The 17279-nt window shown below is 69.9% G+C and carries 14 protein-coding genes; 8 read left to right on the forward strand and 6 right to left on the reverse strand.

Annotated elements, in window-relative coordinates; translation table 11 throughout:
• Positions 1-49 precede the first annotated feature (49 nt).
• Positions 50-241, reverse strand: coding sequence for a hypothetical protein (locus OG538_RS09780; RefSeq protein WP_406092114.1), 192 nt, complete (start codon positions 239-241; stop codon positions 50-52).
• Between the two features lie 578 nt (positions 242-819).
• Between OG538_RS09780 and OG538_RS09785 the strand changes: the two genes are divergently transcribed.
• The 8 genes from OG538_RS09785 (at position 820) to OG538_RS09820 (ending at position 11344) form a co-directional block, all read left to right on the forward strand.
• Positions 820-4545, forward strand: a complete 3726-nt coding sequence (locus OG538_RS09785; RefSeq protein ID WP_406092116.1) for a nitrate- and nitrite sensing domain-containing protein — start codon at positions 820-822, stop codon at positions 4543-4545.
• Positions 4546-4968: a roadblock/LC7 domain-containing protein gene (locus tag OG538_RS09790; RefSeq protein ID WP_003966009.1), complete on the forward strand. Its 423-nt coding sequence runs from the start codon at positions 4546-4548 to the stop codon at positions 4966-4968.
• A gap of 133 nt (positions 4969-5101) precedes the next feature.
• A complete protein-coding gene (locus OG538_RS09795; RefSeq protein WP_073738726.1) occupies positions 5102-5509 on the forward strand; it encodes a DUF742 domain-containing protein in 408 nt (135 codons plus the stop codon).
• Positions 5490-6071: an ATP/GTP-binding protein gene (locus OG538_RS09800; RefSeq protein WP_073738725.1), complete on the forward strand. Its 582-nt coding sequence runs from the start codon at positions 5490-5492 to the stop codon at positions 6069-6071. Before OG538_RS09795 ends, OG538_RS09800 begins: the two co-directional genes overlap by 20 nt.
• Before the next feature lie 346 nt (positions 6072-6417).
• The gene (locus OG538_RS09805; protein WP_406092119.1) at positions 6418-9624 is read left to right on the forward strand and encodes a nitrate- and nitrite sensing domain-containing protein; all 3207 of its coding nucleotides are present in this window, start codon (positions 6418-6420) and stop codon (positions 9622-9624) included.
• A 10-nt stretch (positions 9625-9634) separates the two neighbouring features.
• Positions 9635-10048, forward strand: a complete 414-nt coding sequence (locus OG538_RS09810; RefSeq protein ID WP_018551717.1) for a roadblock/LC7 domain-containing protein — start codon at positions 9635-9637, stop codon at positions 10046-10048.
• A gap of 89 nt (positions 10049-10137) precedes the next feature.
• Positions 10138-10782 (forward strand): DUF742 domain-containing protein, encoded by a 645-nt coding sequence (locus OG538_RS09815; RefSeq protein WP_406092121.1) that lies wholly within the window; start codon positions 10138-10140, stop codon positions 10780-10782.
• Positions 10763-11344 (forward strand): ATP/GTP-binding protein, encoded by a 582-nt coding sequence (locus tag OG538_RS09820; protein ID WP_014048542.1) that lies wholly within the window; start codon positions 10763-10765, stop codon positions 11342-11344. Before OG538_RS09815 ends, OG538_RS09820 begins: the two co-directional genes overlap by 20 nt.
• 100 nt (positions 11345-11444) lie before the next feature.
• On the opposite strand, the gene OG538_RS09825 is transcribed toward OG538_RS09820, so the two are convergent.
• From OG538_RS09825 to OG538_RS09845, 5 genes are all read right to left on the reverse strand, one after another.
• Entirely contained in the window at positions 11445-11648 is a 204-nt protein-coding gene (locus OG538_RS09825; RefSeq protein WP_385284736.1) for an acyl-CoA carboxylase subunit epsilon, read from the reverse strand.
• Between the two features lie 63 nt (positions 11649-11711).
• Positions 11712-13295: an acyl-CoA carboxylase subunit beta gene (locus OG538_RS09830; RefSeq protein WP_406092123.1), complete on the reverse strand. Its 1584-nt coding sequence runs from the start codon at positions 13293-13295 to the stop codon at positions 11712-11714.
• Positions 13296-13447: 152 nt separating this feature from the next.
• A complete protein-coding gene (locus OG538_RS09835) occupies positions 13448-14689 on the reverse strand; it encodes an extracellular solute-binding protein (RefSeq protein ID WP_406092125.1) in 1242 nt (413 codons plus the stop codon).
• Positions 14686-15801: a hypothetical protein gene (locus OG538_RS09840; protein ID WP_406092127.1), complete on the reverse strand. Its 1116-nt coding sequence runs from the start codon at positions 15799-15801 to the stop codon at positions 14686-14688. Before OG538_RS09840 ends, OG538_RS09835 begins: the two co-directional genes overlap by 4 nt.
• The gene (locus tag OG538_RS09845) at positions 15801-17261 is read right to left on the reverse strand and encodes a hypothetical protein (RefSeq protein WP_406092129.1); all 1461 of its coding nucleotides are present in this window, start codon (positions 17259-17261) and stop codon (positions 15801-15803) included. Before OG538_RS09845 ends, OG538_RS09840 begins: the two co-directional genes overlap by 1 nt.
• Positions 17262-17279: the final 18 nt, after the last annotated feature.

A 17279-nucleotide genomic window follows, 5' to 3' on the forward strand; every position in this document is an offset into this window, starting at 1 on the left:
AAGACTGACGCTCCAGGCTAACGCGGGCGAGGGGCCAAGCCGTGCGGGATTACTCCGCGGCGGCCGTGGTGGCGGCGGGAGCGGTCATCAGGATCGTGCGGCGCGGGTTGGCCGTCTGCGTCGGCAGGTCGACTGCGTGCTCCGGCTGCTGCGGCGTCTGCAGCACTTCGGCGTCCTTGAGGTGCGCCAGCGTGGTGCGCCGGGGGTTGGCAATGTTGCGGAACATCATCGTCGTCTTCATCTGCCGTACGGATCCTGTCGGTAGGGGTGCCACCCGCGGGGGCGCCGGTTGTCGGTTCTGCCATCCCTGTAAAGCGTCAGGCTAAACATCCGATTCCCGCCGGAGGTCCGGAAGAGACGGCGATCATCCTGTGAGTTTGCTCACGAACCGGCCGACAATCCCGCCAATTCGGGCGGCGTACGTGCATGGATCAAAGGGACATTGCGTCACTGAATGATCCATTCCGCTCCTGATCATGTCGACTGGGACAACCGCCACCCCGACCTGCTTCACCCGCAATGGTCCGTTATGTCAGCGAACGGGCTCCACGGCTTGTTACCCCGCCATCACAACGTGTCACCCAGGTCACAGCCCGGTACCTGGCCCTTGTTGGAGATCCGCCACTGTGCTGGAATTCCACGCACCGCCGCGGTTTTCAAACCGGCGCGCAGGGGCGCTACACAGCGCCGAGTGGCGGCGGGAAGGGGAAGAGCGCCGGTCACTCACGACCACCATGGGGCGGTACAACGCCCCACGACGCCGACACCGTTCCTTCCGTTCATGACGGGAGAACGCCTGGTCCAGAGGTTGCGACGCTAGTGCAGGGACGTTTCAAGAGGGATGGCAGCGCTGCGGCGGAACAGGAGCCGCGCGGCGGGACCGACCGCGGTTCCTCGCCCCAGCACGCCCAGAACCCCGGACCGGCCGCGGCCGGCGACAACAGCGAGCGCGTCCAGCGCTCGGGCGCCAAGGCGGGCGGTGGGACCGATCCGGTCTCCTCGCTCAAGCCGCGGGGCCCGGTCAGCACGGGATCGCGAGTAGCTCTTCGCAACTGGCGCATCAGCACGCGTCTGGTCTCCCTGCTCGCCCTCCCCGTGGTCGCCGCGACCACGCTGGGTGGTCTCCGTATCAACGACTCCATGAACGACATCCAGCAGCTGGAGCACATGCAGCTGCTGACGAAGATGACGAAGCAGGCGACCTCGCTGGCCCAGGCGCTCCAGGAGGAGCGCGACCGGTCGGCCGGCCCCCTGTCCAACGGAGTGCCCGCGACCGACTTCAAGGTCACCGAGCCGCGGAAGAAGACCGACCGCGCGAAGAAGGCCTTCCTCACCGCGACGGGCGACCTCGGTGACACCACCGGCGACGAGGCCCTGGAGAGCATCCACTCCAGCGTCCAGCAGATCGCCTCGCAGCTCGGCTCCATCCGCGACATCCGCAAGCAGGCGTACGCCAAGGACAGTCCGAGTCTCCAGACGGTCGACGCGTACAGCCAGCTGATCACCTCGCTGCTGAGCCTTTCCCAGGACATGGCGCAGGCGACCAGCAGCCCGGAGATGATCAAGCGGACCCGCGCCCTGGCGGCCTTCTCCTCCGCCAAGGAGTACGCGTCGGTCCAGCGCGCGATCATCGCCGCCGCGCTGCCCGGCGGCAACGACAAGCAGCCGCACCTCGACCGCAACGACCAGCAGTTCGGTCTGGCCGCCCAGCGCAAGGAGGACGCGGCCCGCCGCTCCTTCGAGGCGATCTACACGACCACGGGCAAGAGCGCCGACGAGCTGACCTCCACGCTCGACGAGGGCCAGCCCGAGATCAAGGCCGCCGACACCTACGCCAAGAAGGTGCTCGACAACGCCAACGGCATGAGCACGCCCGGCGCGCGGCGTTCGTACATGGACTGGTACGACCAGGACTCCACCAAGATCCAGGCCATGAAGCAGATCGAGGAGACGCTCCTCAGCGACATGGAGGGCAAGGCGCGCGAACTGCGCGACGAGTCCCAGCGCGAAGCGATCATCTCCGGTGCGCTCATCCTGCTCGTGCTCGGTGTCTCGCTGGTCGGCGCCTTCGTCGTCGCCCGGTCCATGATCCGCTCGCTGCGCCGGCTGCAGGACACCGCCACGCGCGTCGCCCAGGACCGGCTGCCCGAGCTCGTCAAGCAGCTCTCGGAGACCGACCCGCAGGACGTCGACACCTCGGTCGAGTCGGTCGGTGTGCACTCCCGCGACGAGATCGGCAAGGTGGCCGCGGCCTTCGACGACGTGCACCGCGAGGCCGTCCGCCTCGCCGCCGAGCAGGCCCTCCTCCGGGGCAACGTCAACGCGATGTTCACCAACCTCTCGCGTCGTTCGCAGGGCCTCATCCAGCGTCAGCTCTCGCTCATCTCCGAGCTGGAGTCGCGCGAGGCCGACCCGGACCAGCTGTCCTCGCTCTTCAAGCTCGACCACCTCGCGACCCGTATGCGCCGTAACGGTGAGAACCTCCTCGTCCTCGCGGGCGAGGAGCCGGGCCGCCGCTGGACCCGCCCCGTGCCGCTGGTCGACGTGCTCCGTGCCGCCGCCTCCGAGGTGGAGCAGTACGAGCGCATCGAACTGGCCGCGGTGCCCGCCACCGAGGTCGCCGGCCGGGTCGTCAACGACCTCGTGCACCTCCTCGCCGAGCTGCTGGAGAACGCCACGTCGTTCTCCTCGCCGCAGACGAAGGTCCGGGTCACCGGTCACGCGCTGCCCGACGGCCGGGTGCTCGTCGAGATCCACGACACGGGCATCGGCCTCTCCCCCGAGGACCTCGCCGCGATCAACGAGCGGCTCGCCTCGCCTCCCACCGTGGACGTCTCGGTCTCGCGCCGCATGGGTCTGTTCGTGGTCGGCCGGCTGTCGCTGCGACACGGCATCCGTATCCAGCTGCGCCCCTCCGACTCGGGTGGTACGACCGCGCTGGTCATGCTCCCGGTCGATGTCGCGCACGGCGGCAAGCAGCCGGTTCCGAAGCAGGCCCCGGGCCAGCAGTCCGCCCCCGGTGGGCTCCTCGCCGGCGGCAACCCGCCCCGTACCGGTCTCGAAAGCGCTCCGTCGGCTCCCGGCGGCCGGCTTCCCGCCGGTCCCGGTGCCCAGCGCGGCCAGGTCGGCGCGGGCTCCGGCCCGCGGGCGGCCCTTCCGGCCCGCGACGGCGGTGCGAACCGCCCCCAGAACCAGCAGGGACAGCCGGGGCACCCCGGTCAGCCCGGCAACCAGCAGAACTCCGGTTTCCAGAGCGCCGGGTTCGGCGGCAACGGTCCGCAGGGCCGGCAGCCGGACGCCTCGCGCCAGGAGCCGCCGCGGCAGGGCGGCGGGCTCTCCGGCGCCTTCGGCGGCGGTGCCCGCCTCGGCGCCCGCGGCCAGGGCGACGGCGCCGGTCGTACGGACTCGGGCCAGCCCAGTCTGTTCGACCAGAAGCGTCCGGAGCAGAGCGGTCCCGGCCGGCAGGCCCCGCAGCCTCAGCAGGCCCGGCAGAACCCGGCCGGTCAGGGCGGCGGCTTCCAGCAGCCCGGCGGCCCCGGCCAGAACGACCGTCAGCTGCCCCCCGTCGGGGGTCCGCGTGCGGAGCTGCCGGGTGGAAACCCTCAGCCGCAGCGTCCGCAGACCACCAGCTGGGGCAGCAACCAGGAGCCGTCCGCACCGCGGCGCTCCCCGCTCGACGCGCCCCGCGGTCACGAGGAGCCCGAGTCCACCGGCCAGTTCCGGCCGCTGAACCCGCCGCCGCTCAGCCCGCGTCCGCCGGTGGACAACCAGCAGGGTCCCGCCGCCACCGCCGAGTTCGCCCGTCCTGACTTCTCGGCACCGGCCCCGCAGCAGCGGCCCGCCGCGCCGCAGATGCCGGACCCGGCGAGCACCGCGCAGTTCGCCCGCCCGGACTTCGGCCAGCCGCCGCAGAACCAGGGCCCGCCCGCTCCGCGCCAGCGTGACCTCGGCAACGGGGACTTCGGTGCTCCGCGGCCGCCGGCTCCGGCTCCGGCTCCGGCTCCGGCCGGGGAGTACCGGCCGGCCCTGCCGCAGCAGCCCGAGGCACTGCCGCCGGCCGGTCCCGGTGACGGCCGTACGCCGCTGTACGACACGCTGGAGACGAACTGGTTCCACGGTCCGCAGCAGGGTGGCCCGCAGCCGCCCGCCGCGCCGCAGACGCCGGGCTTCCCCCAGCAGCCCGCCGAGGAGCGTCCGGCTCCTGCCGCACCGCGCCGCGGTGCGGGCGACGCCAACGGCGCCACAAGCTCCTGGCGCGCCTCGCCGAACGACGAACTCGTCCGGCAGGCGGAGCGGGTGAAGAAGCCCGCGGCAGGCGGAATTACTACGTCCGGTCTGCCTCGCCGGGTCCCGCGTGCCAATCTGGTGCCGGGTACCGCCCAGCAGCAGAACCATCAGTCCGGTCCCCAGGTGTCGCGTGCGCCCGATGATGTGCGCGGGCGGCTTACCAATCTCCGCCGGGGCATCCAGCAGGGACGTCAGGCCAACAACGGCCCGTCGACCGGCAGTTTTCCACTCGGCCCCACTCACCAGCAGGAGCGTTAGTTGAGCCCGATGAGTCAGGCCGCGCAGAATCTGAACTGGTTGATCACCAACTTCGTGGACAACACCCCAGGGGTGTCGCACACGGTGGTGGTCTCCGCAGACGGCCTGCTGCTGGCGATGTCCGAAGGTTTCCCGCGCGACCGCGCCGACCAGCTGGCGGCTGTCGCCTCCGGTCTGACCTCGCTGACCGCGGGTGCCTCCCGGATCTTCGAGGGCGGCGCAGTCAGCCAGACCGTGGTGGAGATGGAGCGCGGATTCCTCTTCCTCATGTCCATCTCGGACGGCTCCTCACTGGCCGTGCTCGCCCATCCGGACGCCGACATCGGTCTGGTCGGCTACGAAATGGCTCTGCTGGTGGACCGGGCGGGAACGGTCCTGACCCCGGACCTCCGTGCCGAGCTCCAGGGCAGCCTGCTCCACTAGGCAGCCGTGAACCGGTGACACAGACGATTACCCCAGGTACCGCACTCATCTCTCGCCCGTCCGGCCGCTTACAGCCCCCCACCGGCCCCTTCAGACGGCAAGCCGACACCCTGCTGTCACGCCCGGAGGATTCATGACCCCGCCACCCGCCTCACCCGATCCGTACGGCGCGTTGAACCACGCGTCGTACGAAGGTGAAGGCGACCAGCCGCTGGTCCGTCCGTACGCCATGACCGGCGGACGGACCCGACCGCGCTACCAGCTAGCGATAGAGGCGCTGGTCAGCACCACGGCCGACCCCGCGCACCTGGGGACACTGCTCCCCGAGCACCAGCGGATCTGCCACCTGTGCCGCGAGGTCAAGTCGGTGGCCGAGGTGTCGGCCCTGCTGTCGATGCCGCTCGGTGTGGCCCGGATCCTCGTGGCGGACCTGGCGGAAGCCGGCATGGTGGCCATCCACCAGCCGGGCAACGGAGAGGCCGGCGGCGCGCCGGATGTGACACTGCTCGAAAGGGTGCTCAGTGGACTTCGCAAGCTCTAGTGGCGGTGCAGCCCGGGCCACCACCTCGGCGAAGATCGTGGTGGCGGGCGGATTCGGCGTGGGTAAGACCACGTTTGTCGGTGCCGTTTCGGAGATCAATCCGCTGCGTACCGAAGCCGTGATGACGTCCGCCTCCGCGGGCATCGACGACCTGACGCACACCGGCGGCAAGACCACCACCACGGTGGCCATGGACTTCGGCCGTATCACCCTGGACCAGGACCTGATCCTGTACCTCTTCGGTACGCCCGGACAGGACCGCTTCTGGTTCATGTGGGACGACCTCGTACGCGGCGCCATCGGCGCCGTCGTCCTCGTCGACACCCGCCGCCTCGCCGACTGCTTCCCCGCCGTCGACTACTTCGAGAACAGCGGCCTCCCCTTCGTCATCGCCCTCAACGGCTTCGACGGACACCAGCCCTACACCCCCGACGAAGTCCGCGAAGCCCTCCAGATCGGACCCGACACCCCGATCATCACCACGGACGCGCGTCACCGCGGTGACGCCAAGAGCGGTCTGATCACGCTGGTGGAGCACGCTTTGATGGCGCGGCTCAAGTAGGCACAAGTCGGTATTGCCGTACGTCAATTACGGTAGTCACGCGGGGGTGGGCTGTGTCCTTTGACACGATCCACCCCTGTGTTCATAACGTTTCGAAAGAGAATTACGCCACAGCCGATACCCGATGCACACGATCGGTATCACTGTGCTCACATGAGCCCCGCCTTTTGGCGGGGCTCGTTCTTTATGCCCGTTTTATCTGAGGTCCAGGCCACTCGGAATCGCACATTCCGACTGTTTGGAACGCGACCGGTAGCCGTGCTGCAATTCGACGAACTCCCGAGTAGTACGGCCCTGAACAAACACGGCACAACGTAGGTGCCGACGCCGAGAGGTTGTTGGTCGAGTGAGGCGTAACAACGAGGGCGCTGCGGCGCAGGCGGAGCGGGGCAACTTCACCCCGCCGTCGCGTACCGCGACGCCGTCCGCCGAGGTGTCCGAAGGGATACCCGCAGGTGGCAGCACCAGCCGGCTGTCCCCGCGCAACTGGCGCGTGCCCACCCGGCTGAACGCGATCCTCCTGATCCCGGTACTGGTCGGCCTGATCATGGGCGGCTTCCAGGTGAAGGGTTCGGTCGACACCTGGCAGGAGGCCCAGGACGCCGAGAAGACCGCGCTGATCGTGCGCGCGGCCGCCGAGTACGGGCAGGCGCTGCTCAATGAGCGTGACCTCACCGCTCAGCCACTGCTGTCCAACAAGCGCGACTCCGAGATCGTCACCCAGGCCCAGGCCACCACCGACGCCGCCGCGGAGAAGTTCGACACGGCCGTGAAGGACAAGCCGGGCAAGCAGGGCCTGGAACGGCGCCTGAAGCTGTTCAAGCTGGAGGAGCCAAAGCTCCCGGCGCTGCGCAAGGCCGCCTACACCGCTGCCCTGGACCCGGTGAAGACCGAAGAGGGATACACCCAGGTCCAGCACTCCCTCATGGAGTTCTGCAACGAGCTCGGCCTCGGCACCGGAAACATCACCAGCTACGGCCGCACCGTCTACGCGATCGAGCTGGCCAAGGCTGCAGAATCGCTTCAGCGCTCCATCGGAATGCACCTCCTGGTGCGGCCCAGCCAGGAGAGCGGCAAGTTCAACGACCAGGTCAAGGCCTTCGGCTCGTACAACTACCTGGAGCAGATCGCCCTCGGTGAATTCGTCTCCGGTGGTACGGAGGCCGACGCCGCCCGTCTGAAGACCGTCATGGCCGGCAAGGCCGCCGAGGGGGCCGCCAAGCTCAAGTCCGCGAAGGAACAGGCCGACGCGGCGGGCGTGCCGTTCGTGGCGCCGCCCACCATCGACGGTTCGGTCTACGACGGCATGGCCCAGGAGATCGGCCAGGGCAAGGACCCCAAGCAGCTCAAGGCGAAGGGGATCACCCCCGAGACCTGGATGGCCGCCGCCACGGCGAAGTTCGACGGCTACACCACGGTCGAGGACGAGCTCGTCGACAAGGCGGTGACCGAGGCCGCGGAGATCTCCTCCGACGCGCAGACCGACGCCATCGTCAACGCCGCGATCGTGATCATCGCCCTGCTGGCCGCGTTCATCCTGGCCGGGCTCGTGGCCCGCCAGATGAGCCGCTCGATGCGCCAACTGCGTACGGCTGCCTTCAGCATCGCCGAGCAGCGCCTTCCCTCGCTGGTCGACCAGCTGTCGCGGACCGATCCGGGCCGGGTGGACACCCGTGTCCAGCCGATCCCGATCAACAGCCAGGACGAGATCGGCGAGGTCGCCCGCGCCTTCGACCAGGTGCACCGCGAGGCGGTCCGGCTGGCGGCCGAGCAGGCCATGCTGCGGGGCAACGTCAACGCGATCTTCACCAACCTCTCGCGCCGTAACCAGTCCCTGATCGAGGGCCAGCTGACCCTCATCACCGACCTGGAGAACAACGAGGCCGACCCTGACCAGCTGGAGAACCTCTTCCGGCTGGACCACCTGGCGACCCGCATGCGCCGCAACGGCGAGAACCTCCTCGTCCTCGCCGGCGAGGAGCCCGGCCGCCGCTGGAACCAGCCGGTCCCCCTGGTGGACGTCCTGCGGGCCGCCTCGTCCGAGGTGGAGTCCTACGAGCGCATCGAGCTCTCCGGCGTGCCGGAGACCGAGATCCACGGCCAGTCCGTCACCGACCTCGTGCACCTGCTGGCCGAGCTGCTGGAGAACGCCACCACCTTCTCCTCGCCGCAGACCAAGGTGCGGGTCACCGCGACCAGGCTGCCCGACAGCCGCGTGATGATCGAGATCCACGACAAGGGAATCGGCCTCACCGCCGAGGACTTCGCCGACATCAACCACAAGCTGGCCAACCCGCCGACGGTGGACGCGGCCGTCTCCCAGCGCATGGGGCTCTTCGTGGTCGGCCGGCTCTCCGACCGGCACGGCATCCGGGTCCAGCTGCGCCCCTCGGGCGAGCAGGCCGGTACCACGTCGCTGGTCATGCTGCCGGACGCGATCACCCACGGCGGCGGCGGCGACGGCGCCCCCGTGCAGGACGACTTCACGGTCTCCTCGATCATTCCGCAGCAGCAGGCCTTCGACGCCCCGCCGCAGCAGCCCCAGCTGCGCACGGCGGCGGAGCTCGGCTTCGACGACTCGCGCTACGAGGAGCCCTCCGCGGACTCCCCGCAGCTCGACCCCGTGGGCCGGTCGCTGATGCGGGAGGAGCGCCGCGCGGCGCTGGAGGCGCAGACCGGCAACGAGCGCCCGCCGTTCCCGCAGCAGCAGGAGCCGCAGCAGCAGTACGCCGAGGCCCCGTACGCGCAGGCGCCCTACACCCCGGACCAGTACGCCCAGGAGCCGCAGCCGGAGGGCCGGCAGGAGCAGCAGTACGAGCAGCCCTCGTACGAAGGCACCTACGACCCGTACCGGGGCGACACCGGCTACACCGAGCAGCCCGGTTACAGCGGTCAGGGCGGTTACCAGGAGGGTGCGTACGCGGCTCCCCCGGCGCCTCAGCCCGCCTACGACGAGCAGTACGCGGCGCAGCCCCAGCAAGAGGAGTGGGCTGATCAGGGCACGTACCCGGGCGCATACGAACCGGTCGCGCAGGACGGGGCCGAATCTGTCGCGAGCGCTCCCGCCCCGTCGCAGGAGCGCGTAGGCTTCGACCATTCGGGACCCGTCCCGAACTCCGGCCACGATGTGACCGATGCCGGTCTGCCGCGCCGCGGCGGCCAGCAGCACTGGCAGCCCACCGGCCGTGGCAGCGAGCAGCCCGTCACCGCGCAGCAGCCGCAGCAGGAGGAACCGCCTCAGCAGCAGTCGTCGCCTGCGCAGACTGACGAAGCCGGTTCCGAGGACTGGCGCTCGGCGAACGACGAGCGCTGGGAGCGGGCCGAGAAGCTCCGGGAGCCGAAGGCGGGCGGGGTCACCCCGTCCGGTCTTCCCCGGCGCGTGCCCAAGGCCAACCTGGTCGAGGGTACGGCCGAACAGACCCAGCAGGGCGGCCCCCAGGTCTCCCGCGCCCCGGAGGACGTGCGTGGCAGGTTGAGCAACCTGCGGCGTGGCGTGCTGCGGGGACGGAACGCGGGTTCGGACAGCAGTAATACCTACAACCAGGAGCGTTAGTGTGAGCCCGATGAGCCAGGCGGCGCAGAATCTGAACTGGTTGATCACCAACTTCGTGGACAACACCCCAGGGGTGTCGCACACGGTGGTGGTCTCCGCCGACGGACTCCTGCTGGCCATGTCCGAAGGATTTCCGCGCGACCGTGCGGACCAGCTGGCGGCTGTCGCCTCCGGTCTGACGTCACTGACCGCGGGTGCCTCCCGGATCTTCGAAGGCGGCGCGGTCAATCAGACGGTTGTGGAGATGGAGCGAGGATTCCTCTTCATCATGTCCGTTTCCGATGGATCTTCGTTGGCCGTACTTGCACACCCGGACGCCGATATCGGTCTGGTTGGGTACGAAATGGCCCTTCTGGTCGATCGCGCCGGCAGCGTCCTCACCCCGGACCTCCGTGCAGAGCTTCAGGGAAGTCTTCTTAACTAGTAGACACACAGTGCGTTTTGCGTCACCGCGCCATAGGGTGCGGTGGCGCGGACCCACTGGGATCGGGACCGGCAGGCGGAGGAGGAATCGTGGGTACACCCCCAGGCGGGCACCAGTTCAACGGTGGCCGGCACACGCCGGGTGAGCACGGGGACAATGGTTTCGACCTCCCCTCCACACCCGGCAGACAGGGCGCGCAGCAGCCTTATCAGCCGTACCGGCAGCAGCCGCAGCAGCAGCAGCAGCCTCAGTACGGGCAGAATTCGGACTGGCCGCAGCAGCCGCAGCAGCCCCATCGGCCGCAGCGTCCGCACCGGTACGACTCCCCGCAGCAGCCCCGCATTCAGCCGGTGCAGCCGCGGCGGGCCCCGGAGCCGGCCGCACCCGCGGCGCACAATCCGCTGGTTCGTCCGTACGCCATGACCGGTGGACGGACCCGACCGCGCTACCAACTCGCCATTGAGGCGTTGGTCAGTACGACGGCCGATCCGTCCCGGTTGCAAGGGCAGTTGCCCGAGCACCAGCGGATCTGCCGGCTGTGCATCGAGATCAAGTCGGTGGCCGAGATCTCGGCCTTGCTCTCGATCCCGCTCGGCGTTGCCCGGATCCTCGTAGCCGACCTGGCTGAGGCCGGACTCGTCGCTATCCACCAGCCCGGCGGCGACGAGTCCGCCGGCGGCCAGCCAGATGTGACACTGCTCGAAAGGGTGCTCAGTGGACTTCGCAAGCTCTAGCGGCGGAGCGGCCCGCTCCACTACCTCGGCGAAGATCGTGGTGGCAGGGGGCTTCGGCGTGGGTAAGACCACGTTTGTCGGTGCCGTTTCGGAGATCAATCCGCTGCGTACCGAAGCCGTGATGACGTCCGCCTCCGCGGGCATCGACGACCTGACGCACACCGGGGACAAGACCACCACCACGGTGGCCATGGACTTCGGCCGTATCACCCTGGACCAGGACCTGATCCTGTACCTCTTCGGTACGCCCGGACAGGACCGCTTCTGGTTCATGTGGGACGACCTCGTACGCGGCGCCATCGGCGCCGTCGTCCTCGTCGACACCCGCCGCCTCGCCGACTGCTTCCCCGCCGTCGATTACTTCGAGAACAGCGGCCTCCCCTTCGTCATCGCCCTCAACGGCTTCGACGGACACCAGCCCTACACCCCCGACGAAGTCCGCGAAGCCCTCCAGATCGGACCCGACACCCCGATCCTGACGACGGACGCCCGGCACCGGGCGGATGCGAAGAGTGCGCTGATCACATTGGTGGAGCACGCTCTGATGGCCCGCCTGCGGTAGGCCCTTCCCGGCCCGGATGTACGAAAGGCCCCGCACTCCGTGAGGAGTGCGGGGCCCTTCGGCGTTGTGCGCCCGGCCTCGGGCCGGACCTGCCCTGTGGTCAGCCCTGCCAGCTGTGGGGGGCCCGGAAGCCGGGGGTGCGCTCCAGGCGGCGCCAGCCCGCGGTGTCGCGGCCGCGGCGGACCGGGGCGTCGGCGGGCTGTGCGGCGGCACGGGCGAGCAGGACCGCGGTGATGGCGGCCAGCTCCTCGGGGTCGGCCAGACCCTTCTCGACGCGCAGCACGGACTCGGTGGCAGTGCTCATGAATGTCTCCGTCTTCTCGGCAGGTCTTCGCGGGTCCTTGCAGGGTTACTGCGGGGCCGCGGACTACTGCGGGGGGTTGCCGTGCTTGCGGGACGGCAGGTCGGCATGCTTGGAGCGGAGCATCGCCAGTGAGGCGATCAGGACCTCGCGGGTCTCGGCAGGGTCGATGACGTCGTCGACCAGGCCGCGCTCGGCGGCGTAGTACGGGTGCATCAGTTCGGCCTTGTACTCCTTGACCATGCGGGTCCGCATGGCTTCCGGGTCCTCGGCGTCGGCGATCTGCCGACGGAAGATGACGTTGGCGGCACCTTCGGCGCCCATCACCGCGATCTCGTTGGTCGGCCAGGCGTAGGTGAGGTCCGCACCGATGGACTGGCTGTCCATCACGATGTACGCACCGCCGTAGGCCTTGCGCAGGATCAGCGAGATCCTCGGCACCGTCGCGTTGCAGTAGGCGTAGAGCAGCTTCGCGCCGTGCCGGATGATTCCACCGTGCTCCTGATCGACGCCGGGCAGGAAGCCGGGTACGTCCAGAAGAGTGACGATGGGAATGTTGAACGCATCACACATCTGGACGAACCGGGCGGCCTTCTCGCTCGCCTCGATGTCCAGGACACCGGCCAGGGCCTGCGGCTGGTTGGCGACGATGCCGACGACCTGGCCGTCCAGGCGGGCCAGCGCGCAGATGATGTTGCGGGCCCAGCGCTCGTGGATTTCGAGGTAGTCGCCGTCGTCGACGAGCTCCTCGATGACCTTGTGCATGTCGTACGGGCGGTTGCCGTCGGCCGGGACCAGGTCCAGCAGGACGTCGCCGCGCCGGTCGGCCGGGTCGTCGCTCGCCGCGGTGGGCGGGTTCTCCCGGTTGTTCGAGGGCAGCATCCCGATCAGGTAGCGGACCTCGGCGATGCAGGTCTCCTCGTCGTCGTACGCGAAGTGCGCGACGCCCGAGGTCTCGGCGTGCACGTCTGCGCCGCCGAGGCCGTTCTGCGTGATCTCCTCGCCGGTGACCGCCTTGACGACGTCCGGTCCGGTGATGAACATCTGCGAGGTCTCGCGGACCATGAAGACGAAGTCGGTCAGGGCCGGGCTGTAGGCCGCGCCGCCCGCGCACGGGCCGAGCATCACGCTGATCTGCGGGATGACACCGGAGGCCCGGGTGTTGCGCTGGAAGATGCCGCCGTAACCGGCGAGGGCCGAGACGCCCTCCTGGATACGGGCGCCGGCGCCGTCGTTGAGCGAGACCAGCGGGGCACCGGCCGAGATGGCCATGTCCATGATCTTGTGGATCTTCGTGGCGTGGGCCTCGCCCAGCGCGCCGCCGAAGATCCGGAAGTCGTGTGCGTAGACGAAGACCGTCCGGCCGTCGACCGTGCCCCAGCCGGTGATGACGCCGTCGGTGTACGGCTTCTTCTCCTCCAGGCCGAAGCCGGTGGCCCGGTGCCGGCGCAGCTGCTCGACCTCCTTGAACGAACCCGGGTCCACGAGCAGCTCGATGCGCTCACGCGCGGTCAGCTTGCCCTTGGCGTGCTGGGCCTCGGTCGCCCGGTCACTGGGTCCGCGCCGGGCCTGCTCGCGCAACGCCAGCAGTTCCGCCACACGGCCACGGGTATCGCTCGGCTCACCCTGGGTTTCGTCCACAACGGTCATGTATCGACCCTACGAACCCGACCTAGAAATCCTGCCGTCGACTCCGCACAGTCTCCTGGCCGGTTTCCTGGTGGAGCCTGACAGAAGGACGGCGCCATGCAGGCGAAGTGCTAGCTGGGACCCGCCCCCATTTGTTGGGGTCCCACAAGGGCTCACGGTGGCTCGCTGCACACCCCGGTCAGCCGGGGGAGCTTGCGGGAGGCGTCTTCGGGCTGTGCGGCCTGGACGCTCTGGATGCCCTCCAGGAGGCCCTTGACCGGCCGGTCGGGGTGCGCCATCGTCAGGAGCACCGCTTCGTAGAACGCGTCTCGCACCGAGGCCGGCATGACATCGGACGCGTCCAGGCACAGCGGCACCTTCCGGTCGGTGAAACGGCTGCTGACCGCCTTCTCCACCGCGCTCTTCCTGGCCGGGACGGCGGAGTTCGCCGAGAACACCCCGGCCTTGCGCCCCCAGTCCTCCTGGGCCTCCCGGGAGGCGAGCCGCCGGACGAGGTCGCGGGCCCGGCCGCTCTCGCCGAAGAGGGCGGCGAAATCGGCCGAGACCTCGTAGGCCTTCACCGTATATCCGCCCGGCAGCAACGGCGCCGAGTCCGTGAAGGCGGCCTGGCCCCTCCGGCCCCCGTAGAAGGAACGGGCGAAGGATCCCTGGTGCTCCAGCTTGCAGCCGTCATCGAAGAGCAGCCCGTTCTTGCCGCCCCGGTGGTCGGCCATCAGCCCTTTGCGGGCGGCTTTCGGGTCCTGCGCCAGCAGCCCGGCCCAAGCGGTCCACGCCTCGACGACGCCTTCGTCGGTCCATTCGGTGCGGCCGGTCGCCCAGTCCCCGTAGTACGACGGGCCCTGACTCTGCAGGATCAGGTCCTCGATCCAGTCGCTGCCAGGCCAGCCGGACGAGCCGTCGTCGCCCATGCCGATGCACCACGAGTGCAGCAACGCCGGGCGACGGCTCGGAGCCGCGCCCTTGCGGTACCAGACGATCGACTTGAGGTCGGCCTTGAGCGGCACCCACAGGCCGTCCGGTATGCCATCCGCCTGGGGCTGCCAGGGCTTCCCGTACTCCTCGGGCTCGTACAGGTCGTTCAGGGAATGCAGCCGCCCCTCATGGGCGTACTCGACGAGTTCGCCGATGCCGGGAAGGATCGCGACGTCGGGCGGGTTGCCCGCCTGGACCTCGGCGAGCAGCACCTCGCGGGTGGCGGCGGTGCCCTGGTAGGTGTACGGAATCCCGAAGCCGTCCAGCACCTCCTTGAACTGCCGTTCCTGGGCGTCGGTCCACGGGCCGAGGATGGTCACCTTCGGTTCCTCGTCGCTGCCGCCGGGGGCCGAGAGCCCGCAGCCCGCGGCGGTCAGGAACAGGGCCAGGACGAGGAGGAGGGCGCGGGTACGCACGGTCATCCCGCCCTCCAGTAGTCGCTGTTGAGCCGTCGGCAGATGCCGACGGCCGGCAGCAGCACGATCAGCACGCAACAGCCCAGCGCTCCGTAGTAGTTCAGGCTCTGCCAGCTCTGGGCGGCCAGCTCGCCGCGCAGGTCCGTGGATTGCTTGATCACGCACTGCTGGGCCCTGGCCAGGTATTCGGGGTAGGCCGTCCAGCTCCGAGCCTCTTCGTCGCGCAGGTCCATGGACTGGTTCACCGCGCACTCGTGTTCCTCCGGGGGCAGGCGTACGGGATGGTTGGCCAGTTGCTCGATCGCCACCAGCTGGGTGTGTGCGTTGTCCAGCCGTTGCTGGGTGGCGGCGGTCGCCCACAGCGGGGCCACCGCGAGGGCGACGGCCGCCACCAGCGACATCAGCAGCCAGGGGTCGTGGCTGCGCCCGCAGCGGGTGCGCAGCACCCACAGGGCGGAGAGCGCGGTCAGCACCAGGACCAGCAGGCCCAGTTCGGCGACCGCCCAGCCGGTCTGCTGGAGGGTGCCCAGCGAGCTGATCCGGTCCACGCGCCGCATCTGGTGCTCCTGGAGGACGTCCAGGCGCGGTACGACGCCGGTGCCGGGCCGGGTGAGGAGCTTCTCGGCCTCCAGGAACTTCTCCTGCTGCATCAGCTCGTCCTCGGGCCGCACGTACTTGACGGCGGCGGACGTGAGGGAGCTGCTGTACGAGGTCCGCACGCCGTTGACCGTATCCAGGACGCCCTGGCCGTGTTCCCCGTCGAGCTGCACGTCGTAGAGCCGTGAGAGGCCCTGGCCGGCGGCGGACAGCTGGTTCTCGTACCGCGCACCGGCGCCGACCACTGTGTCGATCTCCTCGTCCACCGATCGTCGCGCCTCCTGGTGGGCGCGCAGCCAGGCCAGTTGGGTGGCCGCCACGCCCTGGACGGCGGGTGCGCCCCGGGTGCGCATCTCACCCGCGGAGTTCTGCACCTCCCGGTAGGAGACGAGCAGGGCCGTCACCGAGACGAGCGCGGTCACCACCATGACGGCCAGGTGCAGTTCGAGCAGTTGCCTGGTGCGGGAGCCGCTCAGCCGACGGGTCCGGAAGGCGCGCGTCCATCGGGTCATCCAGGACATCACAGACTCCTTCCGCAGGCGACGCAGTACCGGGCGTGGGGCCCTGCGAGGTGACGGCAGTCCGCGTGGGGGCAGGTCACCGGCTTCCCGGCGGGATGATCGGGCAGGTCGAGCAGGTGGCCCGAAGCGATACGCAGACGGCCGCGGCGCACGGTCCCCTGATCGACGGTCGGGCCGACCCGGACCAGTCCCCGGGGACCGTCGACGATGTCGGCCACCTTGCGGACGTCCTCCAGGACCCAGGCGGCGTCCATCTCCGTCGCCAGCCTGACCGCGAGGCCGAGCTGCAGCTCGGCCTCACCCCGGCTCATCGGGTCGAGGGCGGCGTAACCGCGGTTGTCGAGGGCGGCGTAACCACGGTTGAGGGCGTTGCGCATCTGGGTGGCGACGTTCATCGCCTGGAGGGTGCCGCCCCCGCCGCCCGTCGCTCCCGCACCCACGGCGACGCCGGGCGGGAGCCAGCGCACCAGGAGCCCGGCGACGGCGTCACCGACCCGGACGGTGGCCAGCTGCAGCAGGACCCCCAGCGGGTCGGTGCTCGCGTCCACGTGAAGCGTGAGGCGGTAGTCACGGGTGCCCGGCTCCCATTGGTGGGTGGGGAAGTCGAACCGGCGTGGGTCCTGCGGGCGGAGCACCGGTTCGAGCTCCTGCTGCCGTGGGGCCGTCTCGCTCAGCGTCACCCCCCGGACCGCCGGCCGTACGTGCACGGAGATGGGCAGCTCCGGGCTGCGGACCCGGCGGATCCGTCGCACGGCGTCGGCGACCGCGGGAGCGAAGTGGTCCGGCACATGGACGGCGGTGCCGTGCAGCCGCTCGACGACCGCCAGCAGCGGCGCGGGATCCCAGTCGCTGCCGACGGCGAGCACATCGGCGGTGAACCTGCCTTCGCAGAGCGCCAGTTCGCGTTGCAGGCGGCCGTCGTCCACGTCGCAGTCGTCCGTGTCGTCCTGGCTGCTCCCGTCGGTGATCAGCAGCAGGTGCCGTACCGGCAGCGGCCGCTCGGCGAACAGCCCGCGGGCAGTAGCGAGCCAGACCGGGTATCCGGTGGCCGGCCTGTCGCGGGCGACCGGGTCGATCCGGCCCACGCTGAACGCGGCGCGGCGCTTCTCCGCGGTGTCGGCCAGCGCCCACCGGCCACGCAGCGGGTAGCAACCGGTCGGCGCCCCCTTCGCGTCGGCGCCCCCGAGGACGCTGAAGGACAGGCCGTCGGGCAGCGCGCGCAGGGCAGCGGCCAGGGCGGCGGCCGCGGCGTCCCGGCGCTCCGCGGTGACGTCCAGCGCGATGACGACGCCGAGTTCGAGCGCGGGGGCCTCGTCGCACGGCCCCACCCCGACCGCCTCGACCCGCAGATGGGCATCGATCCGTGCGTCATGGTGCGGCTGCTGATCGCGCCGGACGTCGATGGACACGTTCAGGCCGACCGGAAGCCGGAGGGCGGGCGACGGTTCGGGAGCGCTCAAGGGGCTGCCTCCAGCTGT

The organism is Streptomyces sp. NBC_01013 (assembly GCF_045162765.1).
In the GTDB taxonomy this organism is placed as follows: Bacteria; Actinomycetota; Actinomycetes; order Streptomycetales; family Streptomycetaceae; genus Streptomyces.